Raw genomic sequence first — 26,137 nt, forward strand, 5'->3', positions numbered from 1 at the left:
AACGGAGAGTAGGAAAGGGGTGCCTCAGCGCGGCAGGAGGTTTGTCTTAGCGAGATCGACCACCGCGTCGCCGCGACCGCTCATTACGGCACGCAAGAGCCACAGGCTGAAGCCCTTCACCTCCTCAAGTCCGATCGTCGGCGGCATCGAGAGTTCCTGGGTCGCAGTGACGACATCGAGGAGGGCAGGGCCGTCATGGGCCAAGACGTCCGCGACGGCGTCGGCCAGATCGCCGGGATCTTCCACGCGAATCGCGTGGATGCCCATTGCCCGCGCCATGGCAGCGAAATCAGGGTTCTTTAGGTCGGTTCCCAGTTCGACGAACCCGGCAGCCTTCATCTCAAGCGCGACGAAGCCGAGGACGCCGTTGTTAAAGATCACTACCTTTACCGGCAGTTTCTCCTGCGTCAGCGTGATCAGGTCACCCATCAGCATCGTGAAGCCGCCATCACCCGAGAGGGACACGACCTGCCGTCCTGGTTGCGCCGCCTGGACGCCTATCGCCTGGGCCATCGCATTCGCCATCGAGCCGTGCGCTAGCGAGCCGACGAGGCGCCGGCGCCCGTTCATGCGCAGGTAGCGCGCCGCCCATATCGTTGGTGTACCGACATCAAAGGTGAATACGGCGTCGTCAGCCGCGGCCTCGCTGACGAGGCGCGCTAGGTATTGCGGGTGGATCGGCTTACGGCCGAGGGTACCCTGCGCCAGATGATCAAGTCCTTCCCGCGCAGCACGGTAGCTGGTGAGGCTGTCGTCGAGATGCAGGCGGTCGACCTTGACCGTCAGCCTGGGAAGTAGCGCATCGATCGTTGCCCGCACATCGCCAACGAGGCCGAGATCAAGCCGGGCCCGGCGACCAAGCTGCTCCGGCCGGATATCGACCTGCGCAATGCGGCACCCGGTCGGCAGGAATTGCTTGTAGGGAAAGTCGGTCCCCAGCATCAGGAGAACATCGCAGGCGTGCATGGCCTCGTAGCCGGATGAAAAGCCGATGAACCCCGTCATCCCGACATCGTAGGGATTATCGTACTCAACATACTCCTTGCCCCCAAGCGCATGGACGATGGGGCTCTTCAGCGCATCGGCCAGGGCCATCAATGCGCCGTGCGCGCCGGCGCAGCCGCGACCGCAGAACAGGGTAACGCGGTCGGCGCCGTTTAAGAGCGCGGCCAGGGCGTCGAGCTCCGCTTCAGCAGGCCGCACGACTGGCACCGGAGGCAGAAGCCCCGGAACCTCCGACACGGCCCGGACGGGCGCAGGCTTCAAGGCGACATCGCCCGGCACGACGATCACCGCAACGCCGCGTTGCCCAACAGCGGCACGGATCGCATTCTCGATAACGAACGGCATCTGGTGCGGATCGGAGACAAGCTCGCAATAAACGCTGCATTCGCGAAACAGCGATTGCGGATGGGTTTCCTGGAAATAGCCGCCGCCGATTTCGGCCGAGGGGATTTGGGCCGCGATCGCAAGGACGGGCGTCCGGGTGCGCTGGGCATCGTAGAGGCCGTTGATCAGATGCAGGTTGCCCGGCCCACAGGAGCCGGCACAAACCGCGAGGCGACCTGTGATCTGTGCCTCGCCGGCGGCAGCGAAGGCCGCAACCTCTTCATGGCGGACATGAACCCAGTCGATGTTGGACTGATGCCGAAGTGCCTCCGTCAAACCGTTCAGGCTGTCTCCAACGACGCCATAAATCCGTTCAACGCCGGCACGATTGAGCGATGCGACAATGAGTTCGGCTATATTCCCAGTCGACATGATTTCATCCCAGCAGACTAGTTCGTGGAACTATGAAGCAATTGGGTTAAAGCGGTATCTGGAACCGACCTCCACGGATTGTACAGAAACTGCTTTTCTTGAATGAATACCTGTATTTTTCAACGCCGCTTTGGCCGCCTTTCGCAGGACGAGAGACCGACGTTGGGCATAGCGGAGGTGATCGCTGGTTGCATCGCTCGACCTATCCCGCAGTACGGAAAGGGCGCATCCATTACTTCAGACATATCGCGGCCGCAGTAGCGGCGGACGTTCAGCGTCCTATCCCTCGGCAGGATGATCGGAACGGCGTTTCAGGGCTCGTTCAATCGAGCGGATAATGGTGGCCCCGTCGCACGGCTTCTTGAGGAAGTCGCTCGCGCCCGCCGCCAGGATGGAGTTTCGCAAAGTATCGGTCGGGAAAGCTGTCACGAAAATCACTGGCACCCGCGATCCGAGGGAAAGCAGGCCCTGGTGCAACTCCACGCCGGTCATCCCAGGCATCTGTACATCGGTGATGACGCAATCGGGCGCGTCCTTGAGATAGGTGTCGAGAAAGTCCCGTGCCGAGGCATAGATGCGGGCCGTGTATCCAAGGGAACGGATTAGGCTTCCGGTCGCCACCCGCACGTCTTCGTCGTCGTCGACGATCGCGATTACAGGCGTTAATGGCATTGCATTGACCTACGGTTCGCCGTCCGTCCCAATGATCGGAGAGCGTTGACACAGGGCGAGATATGGTCCTTCAAGCCACCCAGCGGAATCATACGGAGGTTTGCCGAGCCGAACCTTTCGCAGGCGGGGCATCGGTCAGCCGGCGATCGTATTTTCGGCATGAGAGGCTGCAAGGAGGGCCTCGGCGCTGCGAATGAGGTCGGCCAGAGATCGTGCCTTCATCTTAAGCATGACGTGGCCGCGGTGGATCTAAACCGTGATCTCGCTCAGACCGAGGTTGCTGGCGACCCGCTTGTTCATTAGCCCGGCAGTGACCTGCGCCATCACTTCTCGCTCCCGCGTGGTCGGGATCTCGTAATTGGCCCTGAGATCGTCGAGGGACGCTTGCGCGCTGCGCTGCCGCGCGTCGCGCGCTAGGGCGGTGCCGATCGCGTCGAGGAGGTCCTGCTCGTGGAACGGCTTGGCCAGGAAGTCGACCGCCTCGGCCTTCATCGCTTTGACCGACATCGAGATATCGTCGTGCCAGGTCATGAGGACCATCGGAATGTCGACCTGAGCGGTCTGTAATCTAGATGAGGAGGCATGACCTCTTCGCGCCAAGCCTACCCGTCCGAGGTTTCCGATGATGAATGGGAGCTGGTCGCACCGGACCTGACACTGCTGCGCGAGGACGCGGGGCAGCGTGAGTCTTCGCGTCGCGAGGCGTTCAACGGGTTACGCTACGTGGTGAAGACGGGGGCACCCTGGGCGACGCGCTTCCGCCGCCTCGTCAAGGATTACGAGCGCTATCCCAGCACACTCGCCGATCTCCACATCGTCGCCTTCGTCTGCCTCATGCTCAAACAGGCCGCTCAACTGGCAAGCGGTTCATAACAGCTTCTAGCACTACTTTGGCAAAAAGGTATTCTGACCTAGATATGCGCCACCAGCAGGAAAATAGTCTGAGAATTATGCAATCTCAGGTGCCTCAAACCAGACGATTTCGACGCCGCTTAAACCTACACGAAGTTCCATCATGGCTCTTCAGGCAAGAATGCCAAAGTAGTGCTAGAAAGCGAGCAGTGCTTCATGGGCCTGCTTGCGCTCGGCAATGTCTACGGCGAAGAACTGCACGCATTCGAACCCTTCGTCGCGGAAGGGGAACGTGATACCGAAAAAGATTGGCACCGCCTCGCCCGACGTGGCCCGAGACCATCTTCTCGTGCGGGCGGGCGGCCTCGCCGCGACCATGTCCGACTATGTTGTACGCCGGATCGCGTCGTCGCCGCGCATCACGCTGCACACGCAGACGGAGATCACCGTGCTCCTAGGCGAGGACACGCTGACATCGGTGACTTGGACCGACCGAGCGAGCGGGGTGAGCGAAACCCGAAAGATCAGAAACGTCTTAGTCATGATCGGTGCCATGCCAAATACAGGATGGCTCGCCGACTGCCTCGCCCTGGACCAGAAGGGGCTCGTGCCACCGGTTTCAAAACCGACGGTTCGCCGTCCTCGTTTCCCTACGCCACGGTCGTTCCGGGCCTCTACGCTGTCAGCGATGTCCGCGCGCGCTCGGTGAAACGGGTCGCATCGGGGGTCGGCGACGGATCAGTAGTCGTCCAGGCGATCCACGGCTTTCTGCATTCGGAGCCGTGAGCCGCCGCAGGGGTCCGGAGCGATCCGGTCCAGTAAGGAATGCCGGGGGACGGGCAGCTCCGCTCGTCGATACCCATTCCGATACGTTCAGGCCCTGTGCTTCTCCCATCAGGAGAGGCACAGGGCCTGAATGTTATAGCCATGCGCACATGGCCATGCCTCAGCCAGCTGGAACGGAGCGGTGGACCGGGTGGCTAAGGAACGGGACCACCGGTCCTCCATCGCGAGCCTCATTCCGCCTGCCGGTCGGCATGTCGGCGCGCCGGGCGGCGACCGGCCCCGGTGGGGATCGGATCCGCCGCGCTCATCGAAGATTGGATCCGGCCTCCCGGTACCCCAGCGGCATCGAGCCCCGCCGGAGGCGTGTAGGATTGTGCGAACGGCGCTGTCGTCCCCAGTGCGAGAGTGAGCGCAAGGCAAGGCCTGATGAGAAGGTTCATGTCGGTCTCCCTGGATGCGACGCAGCATGCGGTGACGGCGGGTCGTCAGTCGGCGGGGCCGCCGGAGGTGGTGCCGAAATTCGGAACCGCATGGTTCGTCTCGTCCGCATTGCCGCCCTTGGCCGAGCTGTCGATGGTCCGATAGCCCTGCGGCTCCCCGAGGGGCGGGAGGGAACCGGTCCCTTCAACGGCGCTCCTCTCGACGGTGGTGCGCGATTGATGGTGATCGGGCATGGCCAGGGCAGGCGCCATCAGGCCGAACTGGAGAAGGGCGACGGCAGCGAGATGCTTGATCATGATGCGGCTCCGGATGTTGGATCGGTCTTGGGACGGAACGGGGCGGCGGGATGTCTCCGTTGCTGCCCTTGGTTCGTGTCCTGATCTTAGGCCGATCAATGCAGCCGGATACTATACGGCAGAACATCGAGCCGATGCGTTGGTTGAGCCGCCTCATACCAAAGTTTCGGTCCGGCCTGGCTTCGAGGCCTTGCCGTCATGGCTCGCCCCTCAGCGCCGGCGGGTCGCTGCGATGCCGAGTTGGTCCGCCATACGGTCGAGATCGGCAAGGGATCGCGCTTGCATCTTCTCCATCAAACGCCGTTTATGAACCTTGGCGGTGATCTCGGTGATGCCGAGCTCGGCGGAAATCTGCTTGTTCATCAATCCACCGATGGCGCAGCACATTACGTCGCGTTCCCGGGGCGTCAGAACGTCGAGCCGAGCGACCAGTTCGTCCTGGGCGCGGCGGTCGTCGACGGCGGCGGCATCGGCCTCCAGGGCCTTGCGGAGGGCGGCGATGAGGACGTCGGCAATGAAGGGCTTGGTCAGGAATTCGACGGCACCGCCCCGCATGGCGCGGACCGACATCGGGATCGTGCCGTAGCCCGTGAGGAAGATGATCGGGACGGTGCTGCCGGCGGCGCGCAGCATCTCCTGCACAGCCAACCCGCTCTGCTCGGCGAGACGCACGTCGAGCAGGATGCATTGGGGTGAACGGCGCGACAGCGAACCCGACAGGCTGCTGGGATCTTCGTGCCCAACGGCGGCAAGTCCTTCCGAATAACAGAGTCGAACCAGCGCATCGCGCAGCACGGGATCGTCGTCTACGATATGGACGGTCGCTTCGAGCATCGTTCTCGTAGGGGCAACTACATCTGGCCTATACATGAGCACGGAGCATCTGGGCGAGAATTTTAGCGCTCGCCACTATCACGAGTTCCGCTTTTTACCGAATGCAACGGACAGGCAACGCTCGAACTGCTCGGCGCCGAAAGGCTTGGTAAGATAGTCCGAGGCCCCCGAGGCAAAGGCCCGCTCCCGGGTCGCCTCGCTAGGATATGCGGTCATCATTATGACGGGCAGGTCCGGGGAACGCGCGTTCAGGATGCGGAGCAGATCCAATCCCGTCAGCCCCGGCATCTGGATATCGGTAACGACCACGCCAATCCCACACGGAGCAGGCTCGGTTAGGAGAGGGTCGGCCCCTTCGAACAGGACTGCCTGGTACCCGAGTGAGCGCGTCAGCCGGGCGAGCGCCGTGCGGATCGAGGGATCATCGTCGACGATGGCGACCAGGGTTCCGCGTGGTGGAGACTCATGCATGGGAGATCGGAAGGGTGAAGTGGAACGCCGCGCCGCCGCTCGGCGCGGCTTCGATCCAGATGTCGCCGCCATGGGCATCGATGAGATTGCGGCAGATGGCCAATCCCATGCCCATGCCGCCTAATTTCGTAGAGTGAAACGGTTGGAAGATCCGGGCACGCCGCTCTGGCGCGACCCCAGGTCCCGTATCCGTGACAGCAACAGACACGAACGCGGATTCGTGGCGGAGGGCAATGACGATATCCCGACGCCCGACGCTGTCGCTCATTGCCTGCGCAGCGTTGAGAAGCAGATTTACGAAGACCTGCTGAACCTGGACGGGATCAGCAGCGATCAGAGGGATCTCGCCCTCGGCAGCGATATGAACCGTCGCGGCGTGCACCCGCATCTCGCGCTCAACGAGCAAGTTGGCATCGCGGGCTGCCTGGAGCGGATCGACGGGGGCGAACAGGCTAGATGCGTTACCAAGGTAGGCCCGGGTTCGTGAAATTACGTCGCGCGCGCGTGTGGCAGCAGCAACGACGTCGTCGAGAGCGGCGGACGCCTCAGCGACATTCGGCTCAGACCGTCTAAGCCAACGCAGGGCGGCCTCGGCATTAGCTACGATCACTGCAAGCGGTGAATTGACCTCGTGTGCAATCGAAGCGCTCAGGGCACCGACCGTGGTGATCCGCGAGGCTCGGGCAAGTTCCGTGTCGGCAAGAGCAAAGCGAGTCTGGGCCTGCTTAAATGCCGTCACATCGAGGGACGTAACGATAATCTCGGCAAACCCGTCGAGGTCCTGCGGAAGCATTGCGGTGAAGAGTGTATCCCCCTCGCTTCCATCGGCTCGCACCACATGTGCTTCAGAGCGGAAGAACCGATCGCCGCGGCCGAACGCAACGAGCCATTGGACGAAGGTCTGGTCTGTCGAGGGCAGCAACCGATCGAGGGGGCCAAGATAGGCGCTTTTATCGGCAGCGCCCGTCTCCTCAACGGTAAAGGTATTCACATCCGTAACGAGGACCTGGGCGCACAGCGCGCGTAGCTCATCAGGACGACTGGCATAGTAGCACTCGATATCGGTCACACCCGCCCGGCGCAGGTCCATGACCGCCCGAGCCGCCGCCGTCCAATCCTCGCGCCACATAGAAATTCCAGCTCGCTCAAAGATCGCGGCGAAACGTGCTTCGCTCTGTTTCGCTGCGGCTCGCCATCGTGCGATCCGATGAACGGCGAGGACGAGGGCAAGCAGCGCTCCGCCCCCTATGAGTATGGCCACCGTCACCGAAGACGTGGCGGCCGCCCAGCCGGCGAGGCCCATAAGAATCACTGGCATGACGGCGACGTTTGCAGCGGAGACGAGCTCGGCGGGGCACAATCTCCCGCGACGAGCTGGCCCGGGCCGCATCCAGGCCGGGGTATCATCGGCGCTGAGATGATCCGCACTTGGGGATACGGACGCTTGGCTTGGCCAGCGCGAAAATACCTGCCGCATTCGTTGGTCTGCCCATGCCCACCAAGATGGCAGGCTCCTCCAATTTGGTATCTGATACACCTGTATAATAGCGTTCGTGCGGCGTGGCTTGCACGTTGTTTGGATGGATCTGCACCGTCACAGCGCGCACAAGTTCCCCAATGCGGGTCTCCTTGCCACGTCGGCTGGACGGCACTGGACCGGCGTCGCGGCCGAGTTGCGGTCTCATCCTGCGGGCGACCTCCCGGCCATCGTCCCGACCCAAATGGAAATAACCCTTGCGATCGGGCGCAGCTCGGATGCTTATGTGAGCCGGAAGGGAGCAGGAATGCGGCAGCGAACGGCGGTTGAGGGCGGCACGATTTGGCTCTGCCCCGTCGGGGTCGGAGAGGACGACATCAACATCTCCGCACCGCTTGACGATATCCTCCACATCTATCTGCCTGCGGACCGCTTTGAGAGCCTCGCGGTCCAATACGGAGATAGGCGCATTCGTGCGGATTCCGTGCGCTATCTTGCCGGGGTCGAAGACCCGCTACTGGCCCAGATTGGGCTCTCGATATATCAGGAACTAATTCAGGAGAGTTCGGCGGGCCGGATGCTTGTTGAGACGGCGGCATTGGCCTTGACCGCCCGGATTGCCCAGGCCTACGGACATGATCGGCCGGACACGAGGGCTCTACTGCCCCTCGAAGTTGATTGCCCGGACCGTATTAAGCGAGCGGTCGCTTTCATCAAAGAGAACATACACCGTGATCTTTGCTTAGCTGAGATTGCGGCTGTGGCTTGCTTAAGCCCCTTTCACTTTACTCGCATGTTTAAGCGGGTTACTGGGAAGACACCTTATGGCTTCGTCAGCGAAGAAAGGCTCGATTTAGCTAAAAAACTACTAAGCAACCGCAATATTCCCCTCGTTGACGTGGCACTGTCATCCGGCTTCTCAACACAGGCCGCATTTAACACTGCATTCAAACGCGCCATAGGTAAACCACCCGGAGAGTACAGGAATAATATTTCCTAGTATCGCAAATTAACTCAGCAAGATATTGTAAAAACGCCGCAATATCGAGAAATACCAAATCCTGGTTTTAATTTAAGAGTTCTTCATACTATCATGGAGAACCAGACATGCTTTATGCGCCTGTCCAAGGGATGGATCCTCAAACTCCTTCGCGGCCCGCAACTTCGTCTCCCCCTATGCCGAAGAAGCAATCCATTCATTGCGATCACTTATTAAGCACGTCCGCAACTCATATAAGCATCGGACCCAACGATTGGAGTGACGGCGTATTTATTATGATGCCGCGGAGTACCGTCGCCGCCGACCTTCGGATCGAAGGTACTAATGCGATTTTACTCCAGATTCAGACGGGCGTTAACCACAGAACATTCACGAGAAGCGAATGCGACGATCCTAACGAACGCGGCGATGCCTCGTCACCCCGATTGACGTGTGCAGGAGAGACGATCCTCCATGATCTACGCCAGCGGCAAACCTTAAAGGCATGCCCACAAACCATTCAACTCGGGGTTGATTGTCGAATTTTGAAGCAGGTTGCAGAAGATCTTACCATCTTCGATATCGATACACTGGATCAACTACATCCTGTTTGCGGAAATATTTTTGTGGACCCCATATTACATGATATTGCCGTGAGCCTCACGGCAACGCTGGATCGGCATGATCAATGGTCAAAGCTTGTTCGCAAACAGTTGGTTCGTGCAGTCGCCGCTCATCTCCTAGGAACTTACACCACCCTAGCTCCTGGCTTGGAAACGGTTCGTGGCGGACTGGCTCCCTGGCAACTTCGGCGAATGCAGGACCACATCCGCGCCGACCTCTGCCGGTCCCTTCATTTGCAAGAGGTGGCGGAGATATGTGGCCTTTCCGTCAGCCACTTCGCCCGCGCTTTTCGCCAATCCACCGGTATATCACCCCATGCGTGGCTAACACGAGAGCGTATCATTAAGGCTAAGGTTATGATGCGTGAATTGAATTTGACACTAGCTGAGATCGCAATAGCGTGTGGCTTTGCCGATCAAAGTCACTTTACCCGTGTATTCACTAAAGAACAGGGAACCAGCCCAGGACGCTGGCGTCGACTGGCGGTGGCCCGTCCTCGCTCGATTGGCCAACATCAAAATTAGTGCACCGAATATCGCAACACATTGGCTAAGCGTGCGCCTTTATAAACGTGTTGCGTAGGAATGTGTGCAGATAGGGGTATTTATAACAGTAAATTTGCATCCCTATTCCAAAAATGGAGAAGCTTGCCATGATGGCCTGCCCCCAGCAAAGTGGTCCGTGCTGAGCGCAAGTTTTTCGGGCATCCTGAACCCTGAAGGAGGGAGGATGCCATGCCTCGCAAACGCTTCTCGAACGAACAGATCGCCTTTGCCCTGCGGCAGGCGGAGAATGGTGCGACGGTGGACGAGGTCTGCCGGAAGATGGGTGTATCCGAGCCGACGTTTTACCGTTGGAAGAAGCAGTTCGTCGGTATGGGCGTGCCTGAGATCCGGCGGTTGAAGCAGTTGGAGGACGAGAACGGCAAGCTCAAGCGGTTGGTCGCAGACCTGACGCTGGACCGCTCGATGCTGCAGGACGTGCTCAAGCGAAAGTGGTGAGGCCCGCCGTTCGCCGTGAGGTCGCCGGTCACCTGCAGGTGGCCTACGACATCAGCGAGCGTCGGGCCTGTCTGGCCACCGGCTTCGGCCGTTCATCCCAGCGCTATACCAAGCGCTCTGATCCGCAGGTCGCGCTGCGGATGCGACTGAAGGAGCTGGCTGCCGCACGGGTCCGCTACGGCTACCGGCGGCTTCACATCCTGTTGCAACGGGAGGGCTGGAAGGTGAACCACAAGCGCACTTACCGGATCTACCGCGACGAGGGACTGTCAATCCGGTCCAAGCTGCCCAAGCGCAAGCGGGCCTGGCGCTACCGCCAGGGGCGACCAGCGATCGGTGGGCCCAACGAGGTCTGGGCGATGGACTTCGTATCCGACCGCATCTTCGACGGGCGTCCGTTCCGGATCCTGACGGTCGTCGATTGCCACACGCGAGAGGCGCTCTCACTCACGCCGAGAGCCAACTTCCGCGCCTTCCAGGTGACCGAGGCGCTTGATGCCTTGGTCCGGCTGAGGGGGCGGCCCAAGAGCCTGCGGGTCGACAATGGGCCGGAACCGAAGGACCGCGATAGCGAGTTCGCCGGCCGCATGCTCGACCAGTGGGCCTACCTGAACGGGGTCGAGATCGACTTCTCCCGACCGGGCAAGCCGACCGACAACGCTTACATCGAGTCGTTCAACGGCCGTCTACGAGCGGAATGCCTGAACGCCTCGTGGTTCCTGTCGCTGGCCGATGCCCGTGAGCGCATCGAGGACTGGAGGTGCCACTACAACGAAGATCGACCCCACACGGCACTGGGCGGCTTGACGCCCCGAGCCTTCGCCAACCAAGCTGTCACAGCCCGAGAACTTGCATAGGCCGTGGACCACAAACGGGGTCAACTCCAACCGACGATGCACTAACTTCGAACCTGGACCACCGAATGGGGGCAGGCCAGCCGAAGGGAAACGCGCTCCGACTCGCGCGCCCTAAAAGCCCCGTTTTCGGGAGCGGTGGATCGGTCACTCGAATTTGATGTTCAGGACGCTCACGGACCGACATCAGCAGGCGTCTCTCCGCATCGAGTTTGAAACTTTCCTCCCGCTGGCATGATCGGGGGACCATTCCTGCCGTGACACGTTCCACCTCCAACAAACCAAGGATGGAACGACTATGAAGGCTGGTTTCTGGACATTACCTTCCCTGGCAGGTGCGCTATTGAGTGCGACAGCAGCGTACGCCGAGCCTCCAAAGGCAGCAGTTTTCGATTTCCAGCTTGCCAATCTCGGCATTCAAGGCCCAACTGAATCCGATAAGGCACGTCTTCGACCATTAAGTGACCTATTGCGCACCCTTCTAGAAGACAGCGGCCGTTACGTCATAGTGTCCACCGATCCTGTGAAGGATGAAGTCACCAAGGGATCGGATTTGCGGCACTGTAACGGATGCGCTGAAGAGTATGCGAAGAAGCTCGGTGCCGACGTCGCGATCACGGGTGAGATCCAGAAGGTCTCGAACCTCATCCTCAATATCAACGTCTACATAAAAGACCTCAGCAGCGATAAGCCTGAACAGGCGTACAGCGTGGATATAAGAGGAGACAACGACGTCTCGTTTGATCGAGGCATCAAGTACCTTGTAAAAAACAATCTACCTCAGTCGGAAGTTTCAACGTCTATCGCGCCCGATGCGCACGGCATGACAGCGATCTCAAACGCTGCAGCCATCAAGTGGCAGCCCGCCCCCAATGACCTGCCAAAGGGTATCGAAATCAGTCTACTCGACGGTGATCCAGCCAAGCCTGGAGCGTTCGTGCTTCGACTAAAGATCCCGGCTAATACGACTATTGCTCCGCATACCCACTCGACTGCAGAAACGGTGACAATCTTATCGGGGTCTCTCGTTCATGATATGGGAAGCACAATAGATAAGGGGCGCGGCAAGATGTTGGGAGCAGGTGGGTTCGTATCATTGCCGGCAGATATGGCTCATTCATTGTGGTCCACCGAAGAACCGGTTGTAATCCAAGTAAGCGGGACTGGACCGTTTGGCTTGAACTACATCAATCCGGCAGATGATCCGAGCAATTCTAGCGGCGCAAGCCGCTGACGTGAATTAAATTTAAGCTACGGTTATTTAACCGCCTCCGCCTATCCTCCGGGCGAGCCAAGTTGCGTATCGGCTCTCGTCGTGTTGACACGACACGCCGCACCCCGCCGACCCCGTGATTAAATCGGGGCGGCGGGGCTGCTTGTCGTTCAGCAGTTGTCGCTTCCGGGCTTCACCACCTGCCCTTCGGCTGGCTTCTTCTCTCCGGCGGCCGGCTGGGTGTTCGAGCCGACATTGTTCATGGCACCGACCGTGCCGGGCGACTCAGCCTTCGCGCCAGGGGTCACTTTGGCATCGGAGCCGCCGTCTACCTTTGAGCTCTTGTCGGCCGCAGCTTGCTTGTCCTGGCTGTTGGATGTCGTTCCGACGGCGCAGGGAGCTGCGATCGTGGCGGCAGCCGTGAGCGTCAGTATGGCCGTGGCAGCGGCGAGCGAACGAATGAGCGTCATGTTTCCTCCTGGATCGTTGTCCAGGTGACTAACCCTGTGACGGGTTTGCACGTTCCTCCATGATGAAGTCGCACTCAGAGAGTCCTAGAACTCGACAGGCGTCGTGAGCGTTCTTTTAGACGGAGCGGTGGGCGTTGCCGAACAACGAGACCCTCCTAACAGCCAACGACACGGCTACGACCCGCACCCTGAAGCAGGCCCTTGCGGCGAAGGTTGGAGACCGCGTCGAGATCGTGGCTGAAGGCGAGGACGGCACCACGTTCAAGCTCATGGCCTCAGAGTAGCGGGCTAGGCGGTCATTGATCGTAAACTATATGATTTCCATTTGAGGATCGCGCTGATCGCGACCCACGTCGCTTGATCGGAGACGGCCACGATGCCGAGACAGGGTTAACGCCGGATGTACGCGCACCTTGGCCTGAGTTCTGTGGCCGTTAGCTTTTTAGTGAGCTGCTATTCCCGATGCAGCTTAGTTTTCGCTCGCTTTCCTTTGTCCAACCGCGGGAAGGCCCCAGAACGCGCCCAGCACTGTCCAAGGCTCTTCAGGTAGCGGCAGCAGCCTTTCGCGGCCGAGCAGCCTTCTTGGGCTTCTCCGGAGCCGAAGCGGCCTTTTCAACGACAACCTTTTCCGGTGCGACAGCCTTTGCCTTGGCCGCACCATTACGCTGCTGCCCGAGACCGAGTTGCTTGGCCAGGGCGGACCTTGCAGCCGAGTAGCTTGCGGATACCATGGGGTAGTCAGCAGGTAGGCCATGCTTCGCACGGTAAGCCTCAGGGCTCAGCCCGCGGAGCGTTAAATGGCGCTTCATCGTCCTGTAGGGCTTGCCGTCCTCGTAGCTAATAAGGTGGTCAGGCGTGATCGACTTCTTGATCTGAGCCGGCGTCGCCTTCTCGACCTTGTCCACCTCCGGCGCGCTAGAGCGGCATCCGATCAGGTTGGATCGAAAGCATCGTAGCCTGCGGCCACGAGGTAGTTGCGGCACTCATTCGGTGTGAAGCGCCTGAAGGCCTGCTTGATGGTGTCGCAGAGTTCCACAACCGTGCGGGCGCCCTGGGCTCGCAAACAGGCCTTGAGCTTGGCAAAGGCCAGTTCGATCGGATTGAAGTCGGGCGAGTAGGCCGGCAGGTAGAGCAGGCGGGCACCGGCCGCCTCGATGCGTTCGCGGATGCCGCTGACTTTGTGGGCGGGCAGGTTGTCGAGCACGACTGTGTCACCCTGGTTCAAAGTCGGCGCCAGGGTCTCATCGACATAGCGGCGGAAGCGGACCCCGGTCATGGGGCCGTCGAAGAGCGCGGTCGCCGTCAGGCCGCTGGCCCGCAGTCCCGCTGTGACCGTGATGGTTTTCCAGTGACCGAACGGCACGGCCACCCGGCAGCGCTTGCCACGCGGCGCCCATCCGTAGCGACGCGTCATTTTCGTGTTGGTTGCGGTCTCGTCCAGGAACACGAGCCGGTCTGGATCGAGGTCGAGCTGGCCCTCGAACCAGGCCAGGCGCGCGGCCTTCACGTCCTCTCGATCCTGCTCTGCGGCGTGGCCGGTGTTTTTTTACGCGTGATGCCGTGGCGCTTGAAGAAGCGGGACAGGCTGCTGACCCCGACCCGCAGGCCGCGTTCGGCCAGATGGGTGCGTAGCTCCCGCAGGAACAGTTCCGGTTTGGCCTCATAGGTCCGCCGGATCAGGCCAGCCTGGGCCTCGATGGCGTGCGAGCGCTGATCGCCGCCCATCGGCTTGGCCCATGTGCGTCCTTCCCGCATGAAGGCCTCGTGCCAGCGCACGGCGCTAGCCGGACTAACCTCGAACCGTCTGGCGGCTTCCCGGCGCGAGGCTCCTGCCTCGATCGCCATCACGACCCGTTCACGCAGATCGACTGACAGGGCTGAGGGCATCCGGCTCTCCTCCTCGGAAAGCCGCGCATCGAATCACATCTGCGCCGCCCCCGAAACCCCGGTCGATTCAAGCCGATCGGACACCGCTCTAGATCCACCGTTGGTAAGGCTGCTAATGGCGGCGTGCACGCTACTCAGCAAGTCGGTCAATGATCCTGCTGGAACCGAGTTGGCGGAGACGTAGGCGGCGACGATGTCCGCTGCGAGTTTGATATAGTCTGCCTGAGAATTTTGGGTGCTGTTGGCCATAGCATTTTCTCTGAGGATCCGTGAAAGCCCCATAGAGTAATTTTTGTACGAAACATAAAACTGCCAGCAAGCAAAACTCACGTAGCTTGTTGGATAGCGTCATTCTGAAGCGATTAGCTCCGCTTAATGTTGCCGGATTGTATTGCATAGCACGGGGCGCCAGGGGGACCGCCCCTGGTGCTTTAGCAAGGTTGGCATCATCGCGACCGACCTCGCGCCGCTGGAAGACGGACAACAGGCTCTGATCGGACAGCTCGACTGCGAGCGCAGTGCTCCGCTGATGGCTGCAATGGACGAGTGCAATCGACGCTTCGGTCGTGGTGCTGTCGTCCCGGCACGGGCCGGCCTCAAGACGAAGCGGACGTGGTCGACGAAGTTCAAAATGCGCATCCCTCGCTACACAACGCAGGTCAGCGAACTCCCTAAGGCCCATGCGGTGATGTGAGAGCTTGGCGGCTCATCTGCCAAGAGGCTGCTGCCAACCCTTTGCTGATCCTCGGAACGTCTGCTTCGAGGCTGGTAAGGTGAGGACCGACGACTGGGCTGGGTGGAATGCGGTCCGACTGCTTTCGACCAGAAGACGTCCATAAGCGCTTATCGTGGAGGCCATCGAGCATCGGCCGATTGCGCCACTAGGCGCAGGCTGCATAACCTTTCACCCCCGATGGATCAGAGCCTCCGCACCTGAAAAGAGCGGACTGTCCCAATCCATCTGGCGACGGACAACGGTCCGGGACCAGACTGATGCAATGTTACAATGTTGCGAGAAAATGACGCCCCCTCGATTGACTATGCGGCGGCGCCCGGCGAATGTCTGACCGTCAAGGTTCCTGCGGGTCGTCGGCTCGCGGGCTAAGAGGGAATTCGGGGTGCTCGCAGGAGCGCTTCCGAAGCTGCCCCCGCAACTGTTAGCGGTGAGCCCTCACCGTCCATGGTCACTGGTGCGACGTACTGGGAAGGCCGAGGCGAGGGCGACGACCCGCGAGCCAGGAGACCTGCCTTGCACAACGATACGTCTCTCGGGCGGGGTGTCCCGGCGGAGCGCATGAGCGGGCTTGGCTACTGACGCAGCCGGTCCCGCGAGGGCACCCGCTCGGCCGTCGCTCGACAACCTTGAGCGCACCGGTGCCCCTTCGTCCCAACCTGGCGACCTCGAAGGTTGCGATCCTGACCCTGCCCGTTCCGGCCAAGCGTCGTCGGATGTCGAGGCGTCGAGGATCGCACTACGCGCTTGCCGCAATCCTTTCGGCGGGCGCGCCTGCACTGGAGGCCCGGGCGCAGGAGGCCGTCACGCTGGAGGAACTCTCCGTGGAGGCTACTGGCGGGAGCGCTCCAGTGGTCGCTGGTGCTGGCCCCTCCCCGGGGATAGGCCTGATCGGTCCGACCCCGGGCTACCGGGCCGACCGGGCGGTGAGCAGCACGAAGACCGACACGCCCCAGCGCGACGTGCCCCAGATCGTCACCGTTGCGCCGCGCGAGGTCATCACAGATCTCGCCGCCACCCGCGTCGACCGGGTCTTCAACTATACGCCCGGCGTCGCCCAGCAGAACAATTTTGGCGGCCTGACGGTGTTCAGCTACGCCATCCGTGGCACGACTACCTCGGAACTCTACCGTAACGGCTTCCCGATCAACCGAGGCTCGCCGCCGCCGCCCGACACCCAGAACGTCGAGCGCATCGAGGTGCTCAAGGGCCCCGGTGGCGGCCTGTTTGGGCGCAGTGACCCAGGTGGCCTCGTCAACTTCGTCACCAAACAGCCGACCGCTGAGCGCTTCGTCGAGATGGGCGGTCTCTGGGGTTCTTTCGAGCAGTTCCGCGACACGGTCGATGCCGGTGGCGCGCTCAACGAGGACGGCACGCTGCTCTACCGATTTAACTTTGCGGGCGGACGCCAGAACAGCTTTCGCGATTTTGTCGACAGCGACCGGCTCCTCGTCGCTCCCGTCGTGAGCTGGCAGGTCACGCCGGACACGAAAATCACCGTCGAGACCGAGTTCCTGCGCAATCGCGTCGTGGTCGACCGGGGTGTGATTGCGATCAACCGCCAACTCGGCTTCCTGCCGATTTCCCGCTTCCTCGGCGAGCCGGGGCAGAGCACGTATCAGAGCTCGGACACGATGCAGGTGCGGGTCGAGCATCGCTTCAACGCCGATTGGCAGATGCGCCTCGCCACCCACTTCAACACCGGCTCGCTGGTCGGGGAATCGGCGGAGGTCCGTGGCCTCGCCGCGGACAATCGCACCGTCCTGCGCGACCGGAACTTCCGCGATTACCGCTGGGATACCGCCATCGGTCAGGCCGAGGTGGTGGGGCGCTTCGCCACCGGTGATCTCGGTCATACCCTGCTTCTCGGCTTCGAGCGGGAGAGCACGGATAGCCGCGTGGTCTATGATCGCTCGAACTTCCGCCAGAGCCCCTACAGCCTCGACATTTACGATCCCCGCTACGGCCAGGCCCTGCCGCCGCTCACGATCCGGCGCAACAACTTGGAACGAGTCACCAACACCGCCCTCTATGTCCAGGACCAGATCGCGCTCAGCCCCGAGTGGAAGGCGCTCCTCGGGGCCCGGTTCGATTTCTTCGAGCAATCTTTTCGCGAGCGAACGAACTCGACCCAGTCAGAGCAATCGCGGGTGGCGGCCACGCCGCGTGCCGGGCTCGTCTACCAGCCCCTGCCTGAGCTTTCGCTCTACACCAATGTCGGCACCAGCTTCCGGCCCAATATCGGCCCCGACGCCTTCGCGGTGGCCCGCGCGGAGCCGTTCGAGCCCGAGACTGGCATCGGCTACGAGGTGGGTGCCAAGCTCGATCTGTTCGGAGGCGCCCTCGGCCTGACGGCGGCGGCCTTCCGCATCGAGCGGCAGAACGTGCTGACGGCCGACCCCAACAACAGCGGCTTCTCGCTGGCGGCGGGCGGCGTGCGCAGCCAGGGCTTCGAACTCACGGCCGCAGGCCAGATCACCCCCGAGATCAAGATCCTGGCGGGCTACGTCTACGCCGACGCAGTGGTGACCAAGGATAACGTGCTGCCGGTGGGCGCACCGCTGATCAACATCCCGCGCCACTCGGGCAGCCTGCTCGCTGTGCACGAGGTCCAGGCCGGCCCCTGGAAGGGCCTCGGCCTGGGCGGCGGCGTGCGCGGGGTTGGCGAACGCGCCGGGGACGCATCGGGCTCGGGCTTCTCTCTGCCGGCCTACATCGCTGTCGATGCGCTGGCCTATTACCGCTACGAGAACATGCGCTTCGGCCTTAACGTCGAGAACATCTTCGACACCACTTACTATGAGAGTTCGAACAGCGTGTTCCGGGTCTATCCCGGCGCGCCCCGGCGCTTCACCGGCACGATCTCGGTGCGGTTCTGATGACTGAGGTCACGACCCATTCGGGCGACTTCGTCCTGGAGATCCGGGGGGCGGGCAAGCGTTTCGGCGAACGCCAAGCCCTCGATGGCCTCGACCTGTCGCTCCGTCCCGGGGAGGTCTTCGCCCTGCTCGGGCCGAACGGGGCTGGCAAGACCACAACGGTCAACCTGATCCTCGGCTTCCTAAAGGCGGATGCCGGCACGGTCCGGGTCTGCGGTGTCGATGCCGGCGCCGACCCGGTCGGCGCGCGCCGGCACGTGGCCTACATCCCCGAACAGGTGGCGCTCTATCCCGGCCTCTCCGGGGTGGAGAACCTGCGCTACTTCACGACCCTGGCCGGCCTCGATCTGACGAAAGCGAACGCACGCATGCTCCTCGCGGAGGCCGGCCTCGCCGAGCCTGCCCTCGCCCGTCCCGCCGGCTCCTATTCCAAGGGCATGCGCCAGAAGGTCGGCATCGCGGTGGCACTCGCGCGCCGTGCCCGGCTCCTCCTCCTCGACGAACCGACCTCGGGCCTTGATCCGAGCGCGGCGGCGGACTTCTCCACAACGGTCCGGGCGGCGGCGGATCGTGGCACCGCCATCCTGATGGCGACCCACGATCTCTACAGGGTGCGCGAGATGGCTGGCCGCGTCGGTGTCCTTAGCCGTGGCCGTATCGTTGAGGAGATCGACCCCCGGACCCTCGACCATGTCAGCCTGGAGCGGCTCTACATCGAGCGGCTGGCGGGGAGCGCGGCGTGAGGCAGCTCGCGGCCGAACTCGCGCGCACCGCCCGCGATGCGCGCCTTCGCTGGATCGGTGCCGTCCTCGTCCTGCTCCTCACGGTCGCGGGCCTCGGCGCCTGGCGGGATTCTATGCGCTATGCTGGTGAGGTCGCTCAGGTCGCGGCCGCCGAGCGCGCGCGCTGGCTCGGCCAGGATACCAAGAACCCGCATTCGGCCGACCATTTCGGCCTTTGGGTGTTCCGCCCCTCGGCACCGCTCGCCGTGCTCGATCCCGGTACCGAGCCCTACACGGGCCGGATGGTGCGGGTCGAGGCGCACGTTTTCAACGACGCGGTCTATCGCGCCATCCAGGATGCCGGACCGCTCGCGCGATCCGGCCTCGGCAGCGTCGCCGATATCGTCCAACTCGTGGTGCCGCTCGCCGCCATCCTGCTCGGCTTCTCCGCCTTCGCCGCCGACCGCGAGCGCGGCACGCTGCGTCTCGCGCTCGGCAACGGCGTCCCGCCGGGCCGGCTCTTCGCGACCCGGTTCGCGGCGCTCTTCGCCGCGCTGGCGCTCGTGGCAGGGCTTCCGCTCCTCGGGATCGGCGCGCTCGCAGTGGTGAGCGAGGAGGGTGCCGGCTGGCAGGCCGTTCCGCGACTGCTCACCTGGGTAGCGGCGCAGCTGATCTATGCCACCGTATTTCTGCTGCTCGCGATGCTCGTCTCGCTCGTCGCACGTACGGCCCGGGGCGCGCTTGCGGCGGCGCTCGCGGTCTGGGCCGTCCTTTGCGTCGCGGCCCCCCGCCTCGCAATCGTCGGTGTCGACGCGGTCATGCCCGCCCTGTCCTACCGCGAGGTCCGGACGCGGATCGAGTCCGGTTTTCGGGCGCATCGCACCGCCGAGGCGAACGATGTCCGTACGCGCGAGGTGCTCGCCCGCTATAGCGTGAGCGACCCCGACGAACTGCCCGTGGACCTGCGCGGCCTGATGATGTCGGAGAACGAGAACTACAACTTCACGGTCTACGACCGTGAGCTCGGCGCGTTCTTCGACAGCCTCGCGACCCAGGAAAGGGCGTTGGCCTGGGCTGGCCTGCTGTCGCCGCGGGTCGCCCTGCAGGCCCTCTCGCAGACGCTCGCCGGCACCGATTTCGCCCAACACGCCCACTTCGTCTGGGCGGCGGAGGCCTATCGGCGCCGAATCTCCGAACGCATGAACGCCGAGATCCGCGACCATCCCCAGCGCGGCGGGACCACCCTCGTCGCCGGACCGGATCTCTGGGGGGAGATCCCGCCTTTCGTCCACCGGCCATTGCCGTTCGCCACCACGCTGGCCAACGCACGCGTTCCGGCCTTCGTCCTCGCCCTGTGGCTCGGTCTGCTTGCGCTCCTGTGCCGTCCCCTTGTCCGGAGGCTGAAGCCGTGAGAACCGTCCGGTTTCCCGTCCTGCTCGGCGCCGAACTGCGCCTGATCCTGCGCGAGCGCCTGACCTGGGCGATCCTCGCCGCCCTCCTCGTGGCTCTCTGCCTAGCGGCGTGGACGGGCGCAGGGCGCGTCTCCATGGAGCGAGCCGCCCTCTTGCAGGCCGCCGCCAACACCGACCGGGTCGTGCGGGACGCCAAGGCCGCCCATGAGCGTTATGGCAAGCCCTCGCCAATCAAAGTGAACTACTGGCAGGACCCCACCGACGCCTTCGGCTACATGACCTACTTCATGGCCGCCTACGCGGTGAAGCCGCCGACGCCGCTCGCCGTATTCGCGGCCGGTCAATCCGACGTGCAACCCGCGATCATGCGGGCCAGCTTCGGCTTCAGCACGGTCTTCGACGACACCGCCTACGAACCCAGCTCGACCGCCCGGCTCAGGCTCGGCCCCTTCGATCTTGCCTTCGCGCTGGTCTACCTCGTACCTCTCGCCGTCATCGCACTCGCCGGCACACGGCTCTCCTCCGAGCACGACAACGGCATCCTGCGCATGATCGCGTCGCAGCCCGTCGGGCCGCGTCGCGTGGCGAGCGCGAAGTTCGGGGCCGTGGCGCTGGTCGCCATCACAGCTGTGCTCGGTGGAACGGCGCTGGCGCTCATCGTATCGGGCGGTCTCGGAGAGCTCGGCGGTTGGGAGGGTACGCTGGCCCTCCTTGCGGCCACCCTGGCCGCCTACGTCGTCCTCTGGGTGTCGGCCTGCGCCCTGGTGGCCAGCCTGTGGCGCGGGGGCGTCTCCGCCCTCGCGATCCTCGTGCTGGCTTGGGCCATCGTCACTGTCGCCCTGCCGAGCGCTCTCGGGTACGCGGTCGAGGCCCTCGCGCCGACGCCTTCACGGATCGCGGCAATCGATGCGAGCCGGCAGGCACAGGTCCGGTTCTACACCGGTGAGGAAGGCGCTCGGATCACCCTGGCCTGGCTTGCCGGCAAGGTTCCGGATGCCGCGAGTCGGCCGGGGCTGGCGGAGGCGCCCGAGATCAAGCGCCTCGCTCGCGATGCGTTCTACGACGAAGCGCTGGCGAGCTACCGAGATGCCGCGCACGACCATGCCCAGGCTGCGGCGGCCTGGAGCCGGCGGCTGGCAACGCTATCTCCCACGACGGTGCTCGCCCTCGCCCTTGAGATGGCGGCGGGAACCGACGCGGAGCGCCATTCCGCCTTCCTGGCGGCGGGCGCCGCGTACCGCCGGGACCTGCGTGCGTTCTTCGAGCCCCGCATCCTCGCCCAGGCACTGGACCCCGCGCCGGTCTGTCCGGGCTGTCCCGCGCGGCTCGATTTTACCGCCTACGATGCCGTGCCGGCATTCGCGCCCTCCGTGCCCCGCGCCGCGGCGGAGCGCCAGGCGATGGTGGCCCTAGGTTGCTTGGTTGCGGGAACCCTGCTCCTCGCCGCGCTGGCTCACCGCCGGTTCGCCGAATGGCCCGCATGATGCGCGCGAACTGGAAGGGTGCAGCCGGGGATGGCAGCCCGGCGGGCCAGCCCGTTGATGCGCCTGCCGCCCACGTCCGGCGCGGGGATGCGGGGCGCGGGGCCTCGTCCGAGCGCGCGCGCCGCTACGTGCTCGACCTCATGCCGATTCTGGAATCGATTGGCGGAGAGGTCGGGCGGACGCCCCAGTGCCTCGCTCCCGAGCTGACGCGGCGTGGGGTCCGCAAGCCGCGCGGCGGCGCGGTCTGGACACCCGTCGATGTCGGCCGGCTCCTGCACCGGATCGGAACGGAGCGCGTGCGATGAGACCGACAGCCTCCGAGGGAGCCCAGGGTCCGCGGTCCCGCATCGTCTCCATCGACGCCCTGCGCGGCCTCGTCATGCTGCTCATGCTCGTCGATCACGTGCGGGAGTTCGTCTACCTGCACGCCCAGGTCCGCGACCCGATGGATCTGGCCGTGACGCCGCCCGGCCTCGTCCTGACCCGGCTGACCTCGCATCTGTGCGCGCCGGTCTTCATCCTGCTTACCGGCCTCTCGGCCAGCCTCCACGCGCAGAAACACGGCGACCGGTGGGTGACCAGCGTGTTCCTGCTCAAGCGCGGCCTGCTGCTGATCCTCTTTGAGGTGACACTGGTCAGCCTGGCCTGGACCCGCAGCCTCGCGCCGCCGATCCTCTACCTGCAGGTGATCTGGGCCATCGGCCTCAGCATGGTGGCGCTGGCCGCCCTGCTCTGGCTACCGCGTGCTGCCCTCGTCCTCTTCGCCGCGGCGGTGATGCTCGGCCACAACCTGCTCGACGGACTCGTGCTCCAACCGGGCGACATGGGCTACGTGTCCTGGTCGATCCTACATCAGCGCGGCTTCATCGAACTGCCCTGGGGCGTGGCGCGGACCTCCTACCCGGTGCTGCCCTGGTTCGGCGTGATAGCGGCGGGCTACGCCCTGGGGCCGCTCTTCGCCGGAGCGGTCGCGCCGCCCACACGCAGCGCGGGGCTCCTGGCACTCGGCGGCGCGGCGCTCTCCGCCTTCCTGATCCTGCGGTGCCTCAACGGCTACGGCGAGCCGGTACCATGGCAGTCGGGGACGACGACCCTCTTCACCGCGCTCTCCTTCGTCAACCTGACCAAGTACCCGCCCTCGGCCGACTTTCTGCTGCTTACGCTAGGCCTCGGCCTCGGGCTCCTCGCCCTATTCGAGGCAGTGCCGGCGCGAAGCCTCGGCTGGCTGCGCACCTTCGGCGGCGCGCCGCTGTTCTTCTATCTTGCCCATCTCTGGCTGCTGCGACTGCTCCATGACGGCGCCTTGGCGCTCGGTCTCGGCGGAGCCTCCGGTCGAATCGAGGCTGGAGCGCCGGTGCAGATCTGGCTGGTCGCAGGAGCCCTGGTCCCGCCGCTCTGGCTCGCATGCCGCTGGATGGTCGGCCTGAAACGCCGGGCCGCCTTGCCGGCCCTGAGCTACCTGTAGCCTTTACCGAACGGTCGCTTGCGGGGGAGCCCGGCGGACCCGTAACGGTGGCTGATCAGCGTGGAAATGCACCCCGGGGTTAGGGGGGGCAGCCATTGGACCTGACTGATGAAGTCCAAGCGCACCAAGCATTCAGGCCTTCGTCGAGGGTGAACCGACGTGCGCCTTTCGCCTCGGCCGCATGAATTCCGGCCCATGATTACGCGCCTGCGTTGACGGCGCTGCAAGCGCAGCCGTACGTAAGATCCATGCGGATGCGATTGCCAGGGTGGGCCGCCTGCCGTGCGGTCATCGCCATGGCCGCGCTGTACGCACTTGCGCTCCAGGCATTCCTCGGCGGCGCGAGCTTCGCGGCCTCGGGCGGTCCGACCCACGTCATCTGTGCGCAAGGCGCGGGGAGCGACGGCGAGCCCTTCAAGTCATCTCCGCCGCACAAGCATCTCGATTGCTGCCTGGTGGCTCACGCCCTGGGGGCGCCGGTCGTTCCGCCCGCCACCTCGTCGCCCATCATCTGGACCGTCCGGCAAGCCTCCGTCGTCGTCTGGCGTTTCGAGGTCGCGGCCTACCCCCGTGCACCGCCAGGGATCAGTGCCAGCGCCCGTGCCCCACCCGTCGCCTGATTGATCGCCCTTCCCGATCTTTCAGACAACGGACCCAAACCATGTACCCTGTTCCCCGGGTCGAGCTCTGCCTCGCCCTGTTCATCACCTTGCTTGCCACCACCTCAGTCCTCGCCCAGACCGCCGCCACTGGGGTCACCCTGCCGGAACTCACTGTGGAGGGAGGCGATACCTCCTCAGGCCCGGGGGTCCGCCAGACCACGGCCGGCCCCGTGCAGGGCTATCGCGCCCTGACCTCGGTCTCGGCCACCAAGACCGGCACCCCGATCCAGGAGACGCCGCAATCGGTCCAAGTCATCACCCGCGACCTTATCGAGGACCAGCAGAGCCTGACCGTCTCGGAGACGCTCCGGAACGTGTCCGGCGTCACGGGTCCGAACCCGGTGGCCTTCAACCAGTTCTACACGCTGGTGCGCGGCTTCCCGGCGGAGACCTACGTCGACGGCCTGTCGACCTTCTTCCAGCCGGGCGCGCGCGACCTCCTCAACAACGTCGAGCGCATCGAGGTTCTGAAGGGCCCGACCGGCATCCTCTACGCAGGCGGCTCGGCGCCGATCGGCGGCATCATCAACCTGGTCTCGAAGCTGCCGGTCTTCGCGACCTTCACCGAGATCGGCGTCACCGCCGGCAGCCGTGGCTTCGTCAGCCCATACTTCGACATCAACCGGCCGCTGACCGAGGATGGCACGGTGCTGTTCCGCATGACGGGCCAATTCCAGCGCGATGTGCCTTCCATCGACTTAGTCGAGACCCGAAGCCTCGCCCTCAACCCGACGGTGACCTTCACCAACAACGCCGGCACCTCGCTGACGCTGCAGGGCTTCTACTCGCGTCGGACCCAGCCCGACTACACGGGTCTGCCGGCGGTCGGTACGGTCGACACCTCCGCGTTCAGCATCCGACGCTCCCTCTTTCCGAGCTCGACGACGGTGCCGGACACGTCCTCGGAGTTCTACGGCGTCACGGCACGTCTCGACCACGCCTTCAACGATGTCTGGTCGACGTTCACGACCGTCCGCTTCAGCCGCTCGATCCTCAGCCAGCCGGACCAGTTCGTCATCGGCAACCGACCCGACGTACCGCCGTCGAGCTTCTTCGTGTCCAACGCCATCGTGCGGGGGAACATCTCGGAGATTTCGGTCAACCCGAATCTGAAGGCGGCCTTCGACCTCGGTCCGACCCGCAACGTCCTGCTGATGTCGGCCGATTTCGACCGGGTCAAGGACAGGGAGTTCGTGAGCAATTTCGACCTGATCGGCCCGGTGGACTTCCGTGCGCCGGTCTTCCCGGACTTCGTCGAACCGACCTCCCGGGCGCTGACGCCCAGCAACGCCTACATCAACGCCGGGCTGTCGCTGCAACTCCAGACGACGCTGTGGGAGCGCATCCACCTGCTTGCCGGCGTGCGCGGGGCCTATGTCGAGCTCGACGGCCTCGACAGGCTCACCGGGACCCGCCAGGAGCTCCAGCAGATCAAGCCGCTGCCGAAGGCCGGGGCCATCGTCGACGTGTACAAGGATGCGGTCAGCAACGTCGTCTCGCTGTTCGCCGATTACAGCGAGGGCATCCGGGTCGTGCCCTACCTCTCGACGTCGACCCCGAAGCCCGAGACGTCGCAGCAGGTCGAGGGAGGCGTCAAGATCGCGCTCGCATCCGGGCTGTCCGGCACGCTGGCCGCCTTCGAGCTCACCCGCCAGAACGTCGCGACGGGCGACCCGAACAACCCGTTCCTGCAGGTGCAGGTCGGCGAGCAGCGCTCGCGCGGGGCCGAGGTCGACCTGGTCTGGCAGCCGACGCCGAACTGGCAGGTCCTCGGAAGCTACGCCCACATCGACGCGACGGTCACGAAGGACAACAACTTCGCCGTCGGTTCGCGGCTGATGGCGGTTCCGGCCGATTCCGGTCGTCTGTGGGCGAACTACAAGTTCCTGGAGGGCTCGCTCCGCGGGGTCTCGCTCGGCGCCGGGCTCTACGCCGCCGGCAGGCAGGCGATCACGCTCGACAACTCGTATTTCACCCCTGCGTTCGTCACGCTCGATGCCAAGGCGTCCTACACGGTCGATGGCTGGACCTACTCCCTGGTCGGCAAGAACCTCGCCGATGCGCTTTACTTCGAACCCTACCTGTTCCTCGACGGTCGGGTACGCCCGTCGAACCGCCGTTCCATCTACGCGACCGCCTCGGTCCGGTTCTGAGAGGGCATC

General features: G+C 63.7%; 23 protein-coding genes, 6 pseudogenes and 1 riboswitch. Of the genes and pseudogenes, 17 read left to right on the forward strand and 12 right to left on the reverse strand.

The features are described from left to right. Nucleotides 1-24 precede the first annotated feature (24 nt). From poxB to ACYQR9_RS20640, 3 genes and pseudogenes are all read right to left on the reverse strand, one after another. Nucleotides 25-1,761 (reverse strand): ubiquinone-dependent pyruvate dehydrogenase, encoded by a 1,737-nt coding sequence (poxB, locus tag ACYQR9_RS20630; protein WP_461227869.1) that lies wholly within the window; start codon nucleotides 1,759-1,761, stop codon nucleotides 25-27. A 279-nt stretch (nucleotides 1,762-2,040) separates the two neighbouring features. Then, nucleotides 2,041-2,433, reverse strand: coding sequence for a response regulator transcription factor (locus ACYQR9_RS20635; RefSeq protein WP_461227870.1), 393 nt, complete (start codon nucleotides 2,431-2,433; stop codon nucleotides 2,041-2,043). A gap of 135 nt (nucleotides 2,434-2,568) precedes the next feature. After that, nucleotides 2,569-2,976, reverse strand: a pseudogene (locus tag ACYQR9_RS20640) (response regulator transcription factor); the annotation flags it as partial. Between the two features lie 39 nt (nucleotides 2,977-3,015). Here ACYQR9_RS20640 and ACYQR9_RS20645 point away from each other — a divergent pair. Both ACYQR9_RS20645 and ACYQR9_RS20650 read left to right on the forward strand, forming a co-directional pair. Continuing rightward, nucleotides 3,016-3,180, forward strand: a pseudogene (locus ACYQR9_RS20645) (transposase); the annotation flags it as partial. A gap of 397 nt (nucleotides 3,181-3,577) precedes the next feature. Beyond that, nucleotides 3,578-3,994 (forward strand): hypothetical protein, encoded by a 417-nt coding sequence (locus ACYQR9_RS20650; protein WP_461227871.1) that lies wholly within the window; start codon nucleotides 3,578-3,580, stop codon nucleotides 3,992-3,994. A gap of 307 nt (nucleotides 3,995-4,301) precedes the next feature. Here the strand turns inward: ACYQR9_RS20650 and ACYQR9_RS20655 are convergent, their stop codons facing one another. The 5 genes and pseudogenes from ACYQR9_RS20655 to ACYQR9_RS20675 all read right to left on the reverse strand — a co-directional run bounded on the left by ACYQR9_RS20655 (nucleotide 4,302) and on the right by ACYQR9_RS20675 (nucleotide 7,431). Next, on the reverse strand, nucleotides 4,302-4,511 hold the full coding sequence (locus tag ACYQR9_RS20655) for a hypothetical protein (RefSeq protein WP_461227872.1): 210 nt from the start codon (nucleotides 4,509-4,511) through the stop codon (nucleotides 4,302-4,304). Nucleotides 4,512-4,556: 45 nt separating this feature from the next. Beyond that, nucleotides 4,557-4,808: a hypothetical protein gene (locus ACYQR9_RS20660; RefSeq protein ID WP_461227873.1), complete on the reverse strand. Its 252-nt coding sequence runs from the start codon at nucleotides 4,806-4,808 to the stop codon at nucleotides 4,557-4,559. A 210-nt stretch (nucleotides 4,809-5,018) separates the two neighbouring features. Then, a complete protein-coding gene (locus tag ACYQR9_RS20665; protein WP_461227874.1) occupies nucleotides 5,019-5,642 on the reverse strand; it encodes a response regulator transcription factor in 624 nt (207 codons plus the stop codon). Nucleotides 5,643-5,777: 135 nt separating this feature from the next. Beyond that, nucleotides 5,778-6,191: pseudogene (locus ACYQR9_RS20670) on the reverse strand (response regulator transcription factor); the annotation flags it as partial. After that, on the reverse strand, nucleotides 6,106-7,431 hold the full coding sequence (locus ACYQR9_RS20675) for a sensor histidine kinase (RefSeq protein WP_461227875.1): 1,326 nt from the start codon (nucleotides 7,429-7,431) through the stop codon (nucleotides 6,106-6,108). The pseudogene ACYQR9_RS20670 and the gene ACYQR9_RS20675, both read right to left, overlap by 86 nt. A gap of 262 nt (nucleotides 7,432-7,693) precedes the next feature. On the opposite strand from ACYQR9_RS20675, the gene ACYQR9_RS20680 reads away from it, so the two are divergent. From ACYQR9_RS20680 to ACYQR9_RS20700, 5 genes and pseudogenes are all read left to right on the forward strand, one after another. Next, a complete protein-coding gene (locus ACYQR9_RS20680) occupies nucleotides 7,694-8,590 on the forward strand; it encodes a helix-turn-helix transcriptional regulator (protein WP_461227876.1) in 897 nt (298 codons plus the stop codon). 107 nt (nucleotides 8,591-8,697) lie between these two features. Then, complete coding sequence (locus tag ACYQR9_RS20685) at nucleotides 8,698-9,717, forward strand: helix-turn-helix domain-containing protein (protein ID WP_461227877.1); 1,020 nt, start codon at nucleotides 8,698-8,700, stop codon at nucleotides 9,715-9,717. 210 nt (nucleotides 9,718-9,927) lie between these two features. Next, a protein-coding gene (locus ACYQR9_RS20690) for an IS3 family transposase (protein ID WP_461227878.1) occupies nucleotides 9,928-11,051 on the forward strand; the annotation gives its coding sequence in 2 pieces (ribosomal slippage) (nucleotides 9,928-10,189 and nucleotides 10,189-11,051; 1,125 coding nt in all). Between the two features lie 295 nt (nucleotides 11,052-11,346). Continuing rightward, nucleotides 11,347-11,829: pseudogene (locus ACYQR9_RS20695) on the forward strand (DUF3280 domain-containing protein); the annotation flags it as partial. A gap of 42 nt (nucleotides 11,830-11,871) precedes the next feature. Beyond that, nucleotides 11,872-12,282: a cupin domain-containing protein gene (locus ACYQR9_RS20700; protein ID WP_461229860.1), complete on the forward strand. Its 411-nt coding sequence runs from the start codon at nucleotides 11,872-11,874 to the stop codon at nucleotides 12,280-12,282. Between the two features lie 149 nt (nucleotides 12,283-12,431). On the opposite strand, the gene ACYQR9_RS20705 is transcribed toward ACYQR9_RS20700, so the two are convergent. Then, nucleotides 12,432-12,731 (reverse strand): hypothetical protein, encoded by a 300-nt coding sequence (locus ACYQR9_RS20705; protein ID WP_056452738.1) that lies wholly within the window; start codon nucleotides 12,729-12,731, stop codon nucleotides 12,432-12,434. Nucleotides 12,732-12,865: 134 nt separating this feature from the next. Between ACYQR9_RS20705 and ACYQR9_RS20710 the strand changes: the two genes are divergently transcribed. Further along, the gene (locus tag ACYQR9_RS20710; RefSeq protein ID WP_156652603.1) at nucleotides 12,866-13,015 is read left to right on the forward strand and encodes a hypothetical protein; all 150 of its coding nucleotides are present in this window, start codon (nucleotides 12,866-12,868) and stop codon (nucleotides 13,013-13,015) included. Nucleotides 13,016-13,273: 258 nt separating this feature from the next. Here ACYQR9_RS20710 and ACYQR9_RS20715 read toward each other — a convergent pair. The 3 genes and pseudogenes from ACYQR9_RS20715 to ACYQR9_RS20725 form a co-directional block, all read right to left on the reverse strand. Continuing rightward, nucleotides 13,274-13,645: pseudogene (locus ACYQR9_RS20715) on the reverse strand (MucR family transcriptional regulator); the annotation flags it as partial. 17 nt (nucleotides 13,646-13,662) lie between these two features. Further along, a protein-coding gene (locus ACYQR9_RS20720; protein WP_461227879.1) for an IS630 family transposase occupies nucleotides 13,663-14,618 on the reverse strand; the annotation gives its coding sequence in 2 pieces (ribosomal slippage) (nucleotides 13,663-14,279 and nucleotides 14,279-14,618; 957 coding nt in all). A gap of 33 nt (nucleotides 14,619-14,651) precedes the next feature. Continuing rightward, nucleotides 14,652-14,867, reverse strand: a complete 216-nt coding sequence (locus tag ACYQR9_RS20725) for a MucR family transcriptional regulator (RefSeq protein ID WP_461227880.1) — start codon at nucleotides 14,865-14,867, stop codon at nucleotides 14,652-14,654. Between the two features lie 163 nt (nucleotides 14,868-15,030). On the opposite strand from ACYQR9_RS20725, the pseudogene ACYQR9_RS20730 reads away from it, so the two are divergent. From ACYQR9_RS20730 to ACYQR9_RS20770, 9 genes and pseudogenes are all read left to right on the forward strand, one after another. After that, nucleotides 15,031-15,312: pseudogene (locus ACYQR9_RS20730) on the forward strand (DUF4113 domain-containing protein); the annotation flags it as partial. 362 nt (nucleotides 15,313-15,674) lie between these two features. Beyond that, a riboswitch (cobalamin riboswitch) is annotated at nucleotides 15,675-15,884 on the forward strand. A gap of 183 nt (nucleotides 15,885-16,067) precedes the next feature. After that, nucleotides 16,068-18,230: a TonB-dependent siderophore receptor gene (locus tag ACYQR9_RS20735; RefSeq protein ID WP_026175774.1), complete on the forward strand. Its 2,163-nt coding sequence runs from the start codon at nucleotides 16,068-16,070 to the stop codon at nucleotides 18,228-18,230. Then, nucleotides 18,230-18,973: an ABC transporter ATP-binding protein gene (locus tag ACYQR9_RS20740; RefSeq protein ID WP_018042859.1), complete on the forward strand. Its 744-nt coding sequence runs from the start codon at nucleotides 18,230-18,232 to the stop codon at nucleotides 18,971-18,973. The genes ACYQR9_RS20735 and ACYQR9_RS20740 overlap by 1 nt, the downstream gene beginning before the upstream one ends. Beyond that, a complete protein-coding gene (locus ACYQR9_RS20745) occupies nucleotides 18,970-20,364 on the forward strand; it encodes a DUF3526 domain-containing protein (RefSeq protein WP_461227881.1) in 1,395 nt (464 codons plus the stop codon). The genes ACYQR9_RS20740 and ACYQR9_RS20745 overlap by 4 nt, the downstream gene beginning before the upstream one ends. Further along, nucleotides 20,361-21,848 carry an ABC transporter permease subunit gene (locus ACYQR9_RS20750; RefSeq protein ID WP_056453464.1) on the forward strand — a complete coding sequence of 496 codons (1,488 nt, stop codon included), beginning with the start codon at nucleotides 20,361-20,363 and terminating at the stop codon, nucleotides 21,846-21,848. The genes ACYQR9_RS20745 and ACYQR9_RS20750 overlap by 4 nt, the downstream gene beginning before the upstream one ends. Then, the gene (locus ACYQR9_RS20755; protein WP_244478054.1) at nucleotides 21,845-22,153 is read left to right on the forward strand and encodes a hypothetical protein; all 309 of its coding nucleotides are present in this window, start codon (nucleotides 21,845-21,847) and stop codon (nucleotides 22,151-22,153) included. Before ACYQR9_RS20750 ends, ACYQR9_RS20755 begins: the two co-directional genes overlap by 4 nt. Then, nucleotides 22,150-23,313, forward strand: coding sequence for a DUF1624 domain-containing protein (locus ACYQR9_RS20760; RefSeq protein WP_056453461.1), 1,164 nt, complete (start codon nucleotides 22,150-22,152; stop codon nucleotides 23,311-23,313). Before ACYQR9_RS20755 ends, ACYQR9_RS20760 begins: the two co-directional genes overlap by 4 nt. A 254-nt stretch (nucleotides 23,314-23,567) precedes the next feature. Continuing rightward, a complete protein-coding gene (locus ACYQR9_RS20765; RefSeq protein ID WP_461227882.1) occupies nucleotides 23,568-23,933 on the forward strand; it encodes a hypothetical protein in 366 nt (121 codons plus the stop codon). 41 nt (nucleotides 23,934-23,974) lie between these two features. Next, a complete protein-coding gene (locus tag ACYQR9_RS20770) occupies nucleotides 23,975-26,128 on the forward strand; it encodes a TonB-dependent siderophore receptor (RefSeq protein ID WP_056453450.1) in 2,154 nt (717 codons plus the stop codon). Nucleotides 26,129-26,137 lie beyond the last annotated feature (9 nt).

This window comes from Methylobacterium sp. CM6241, assembly GCF_054817845.1.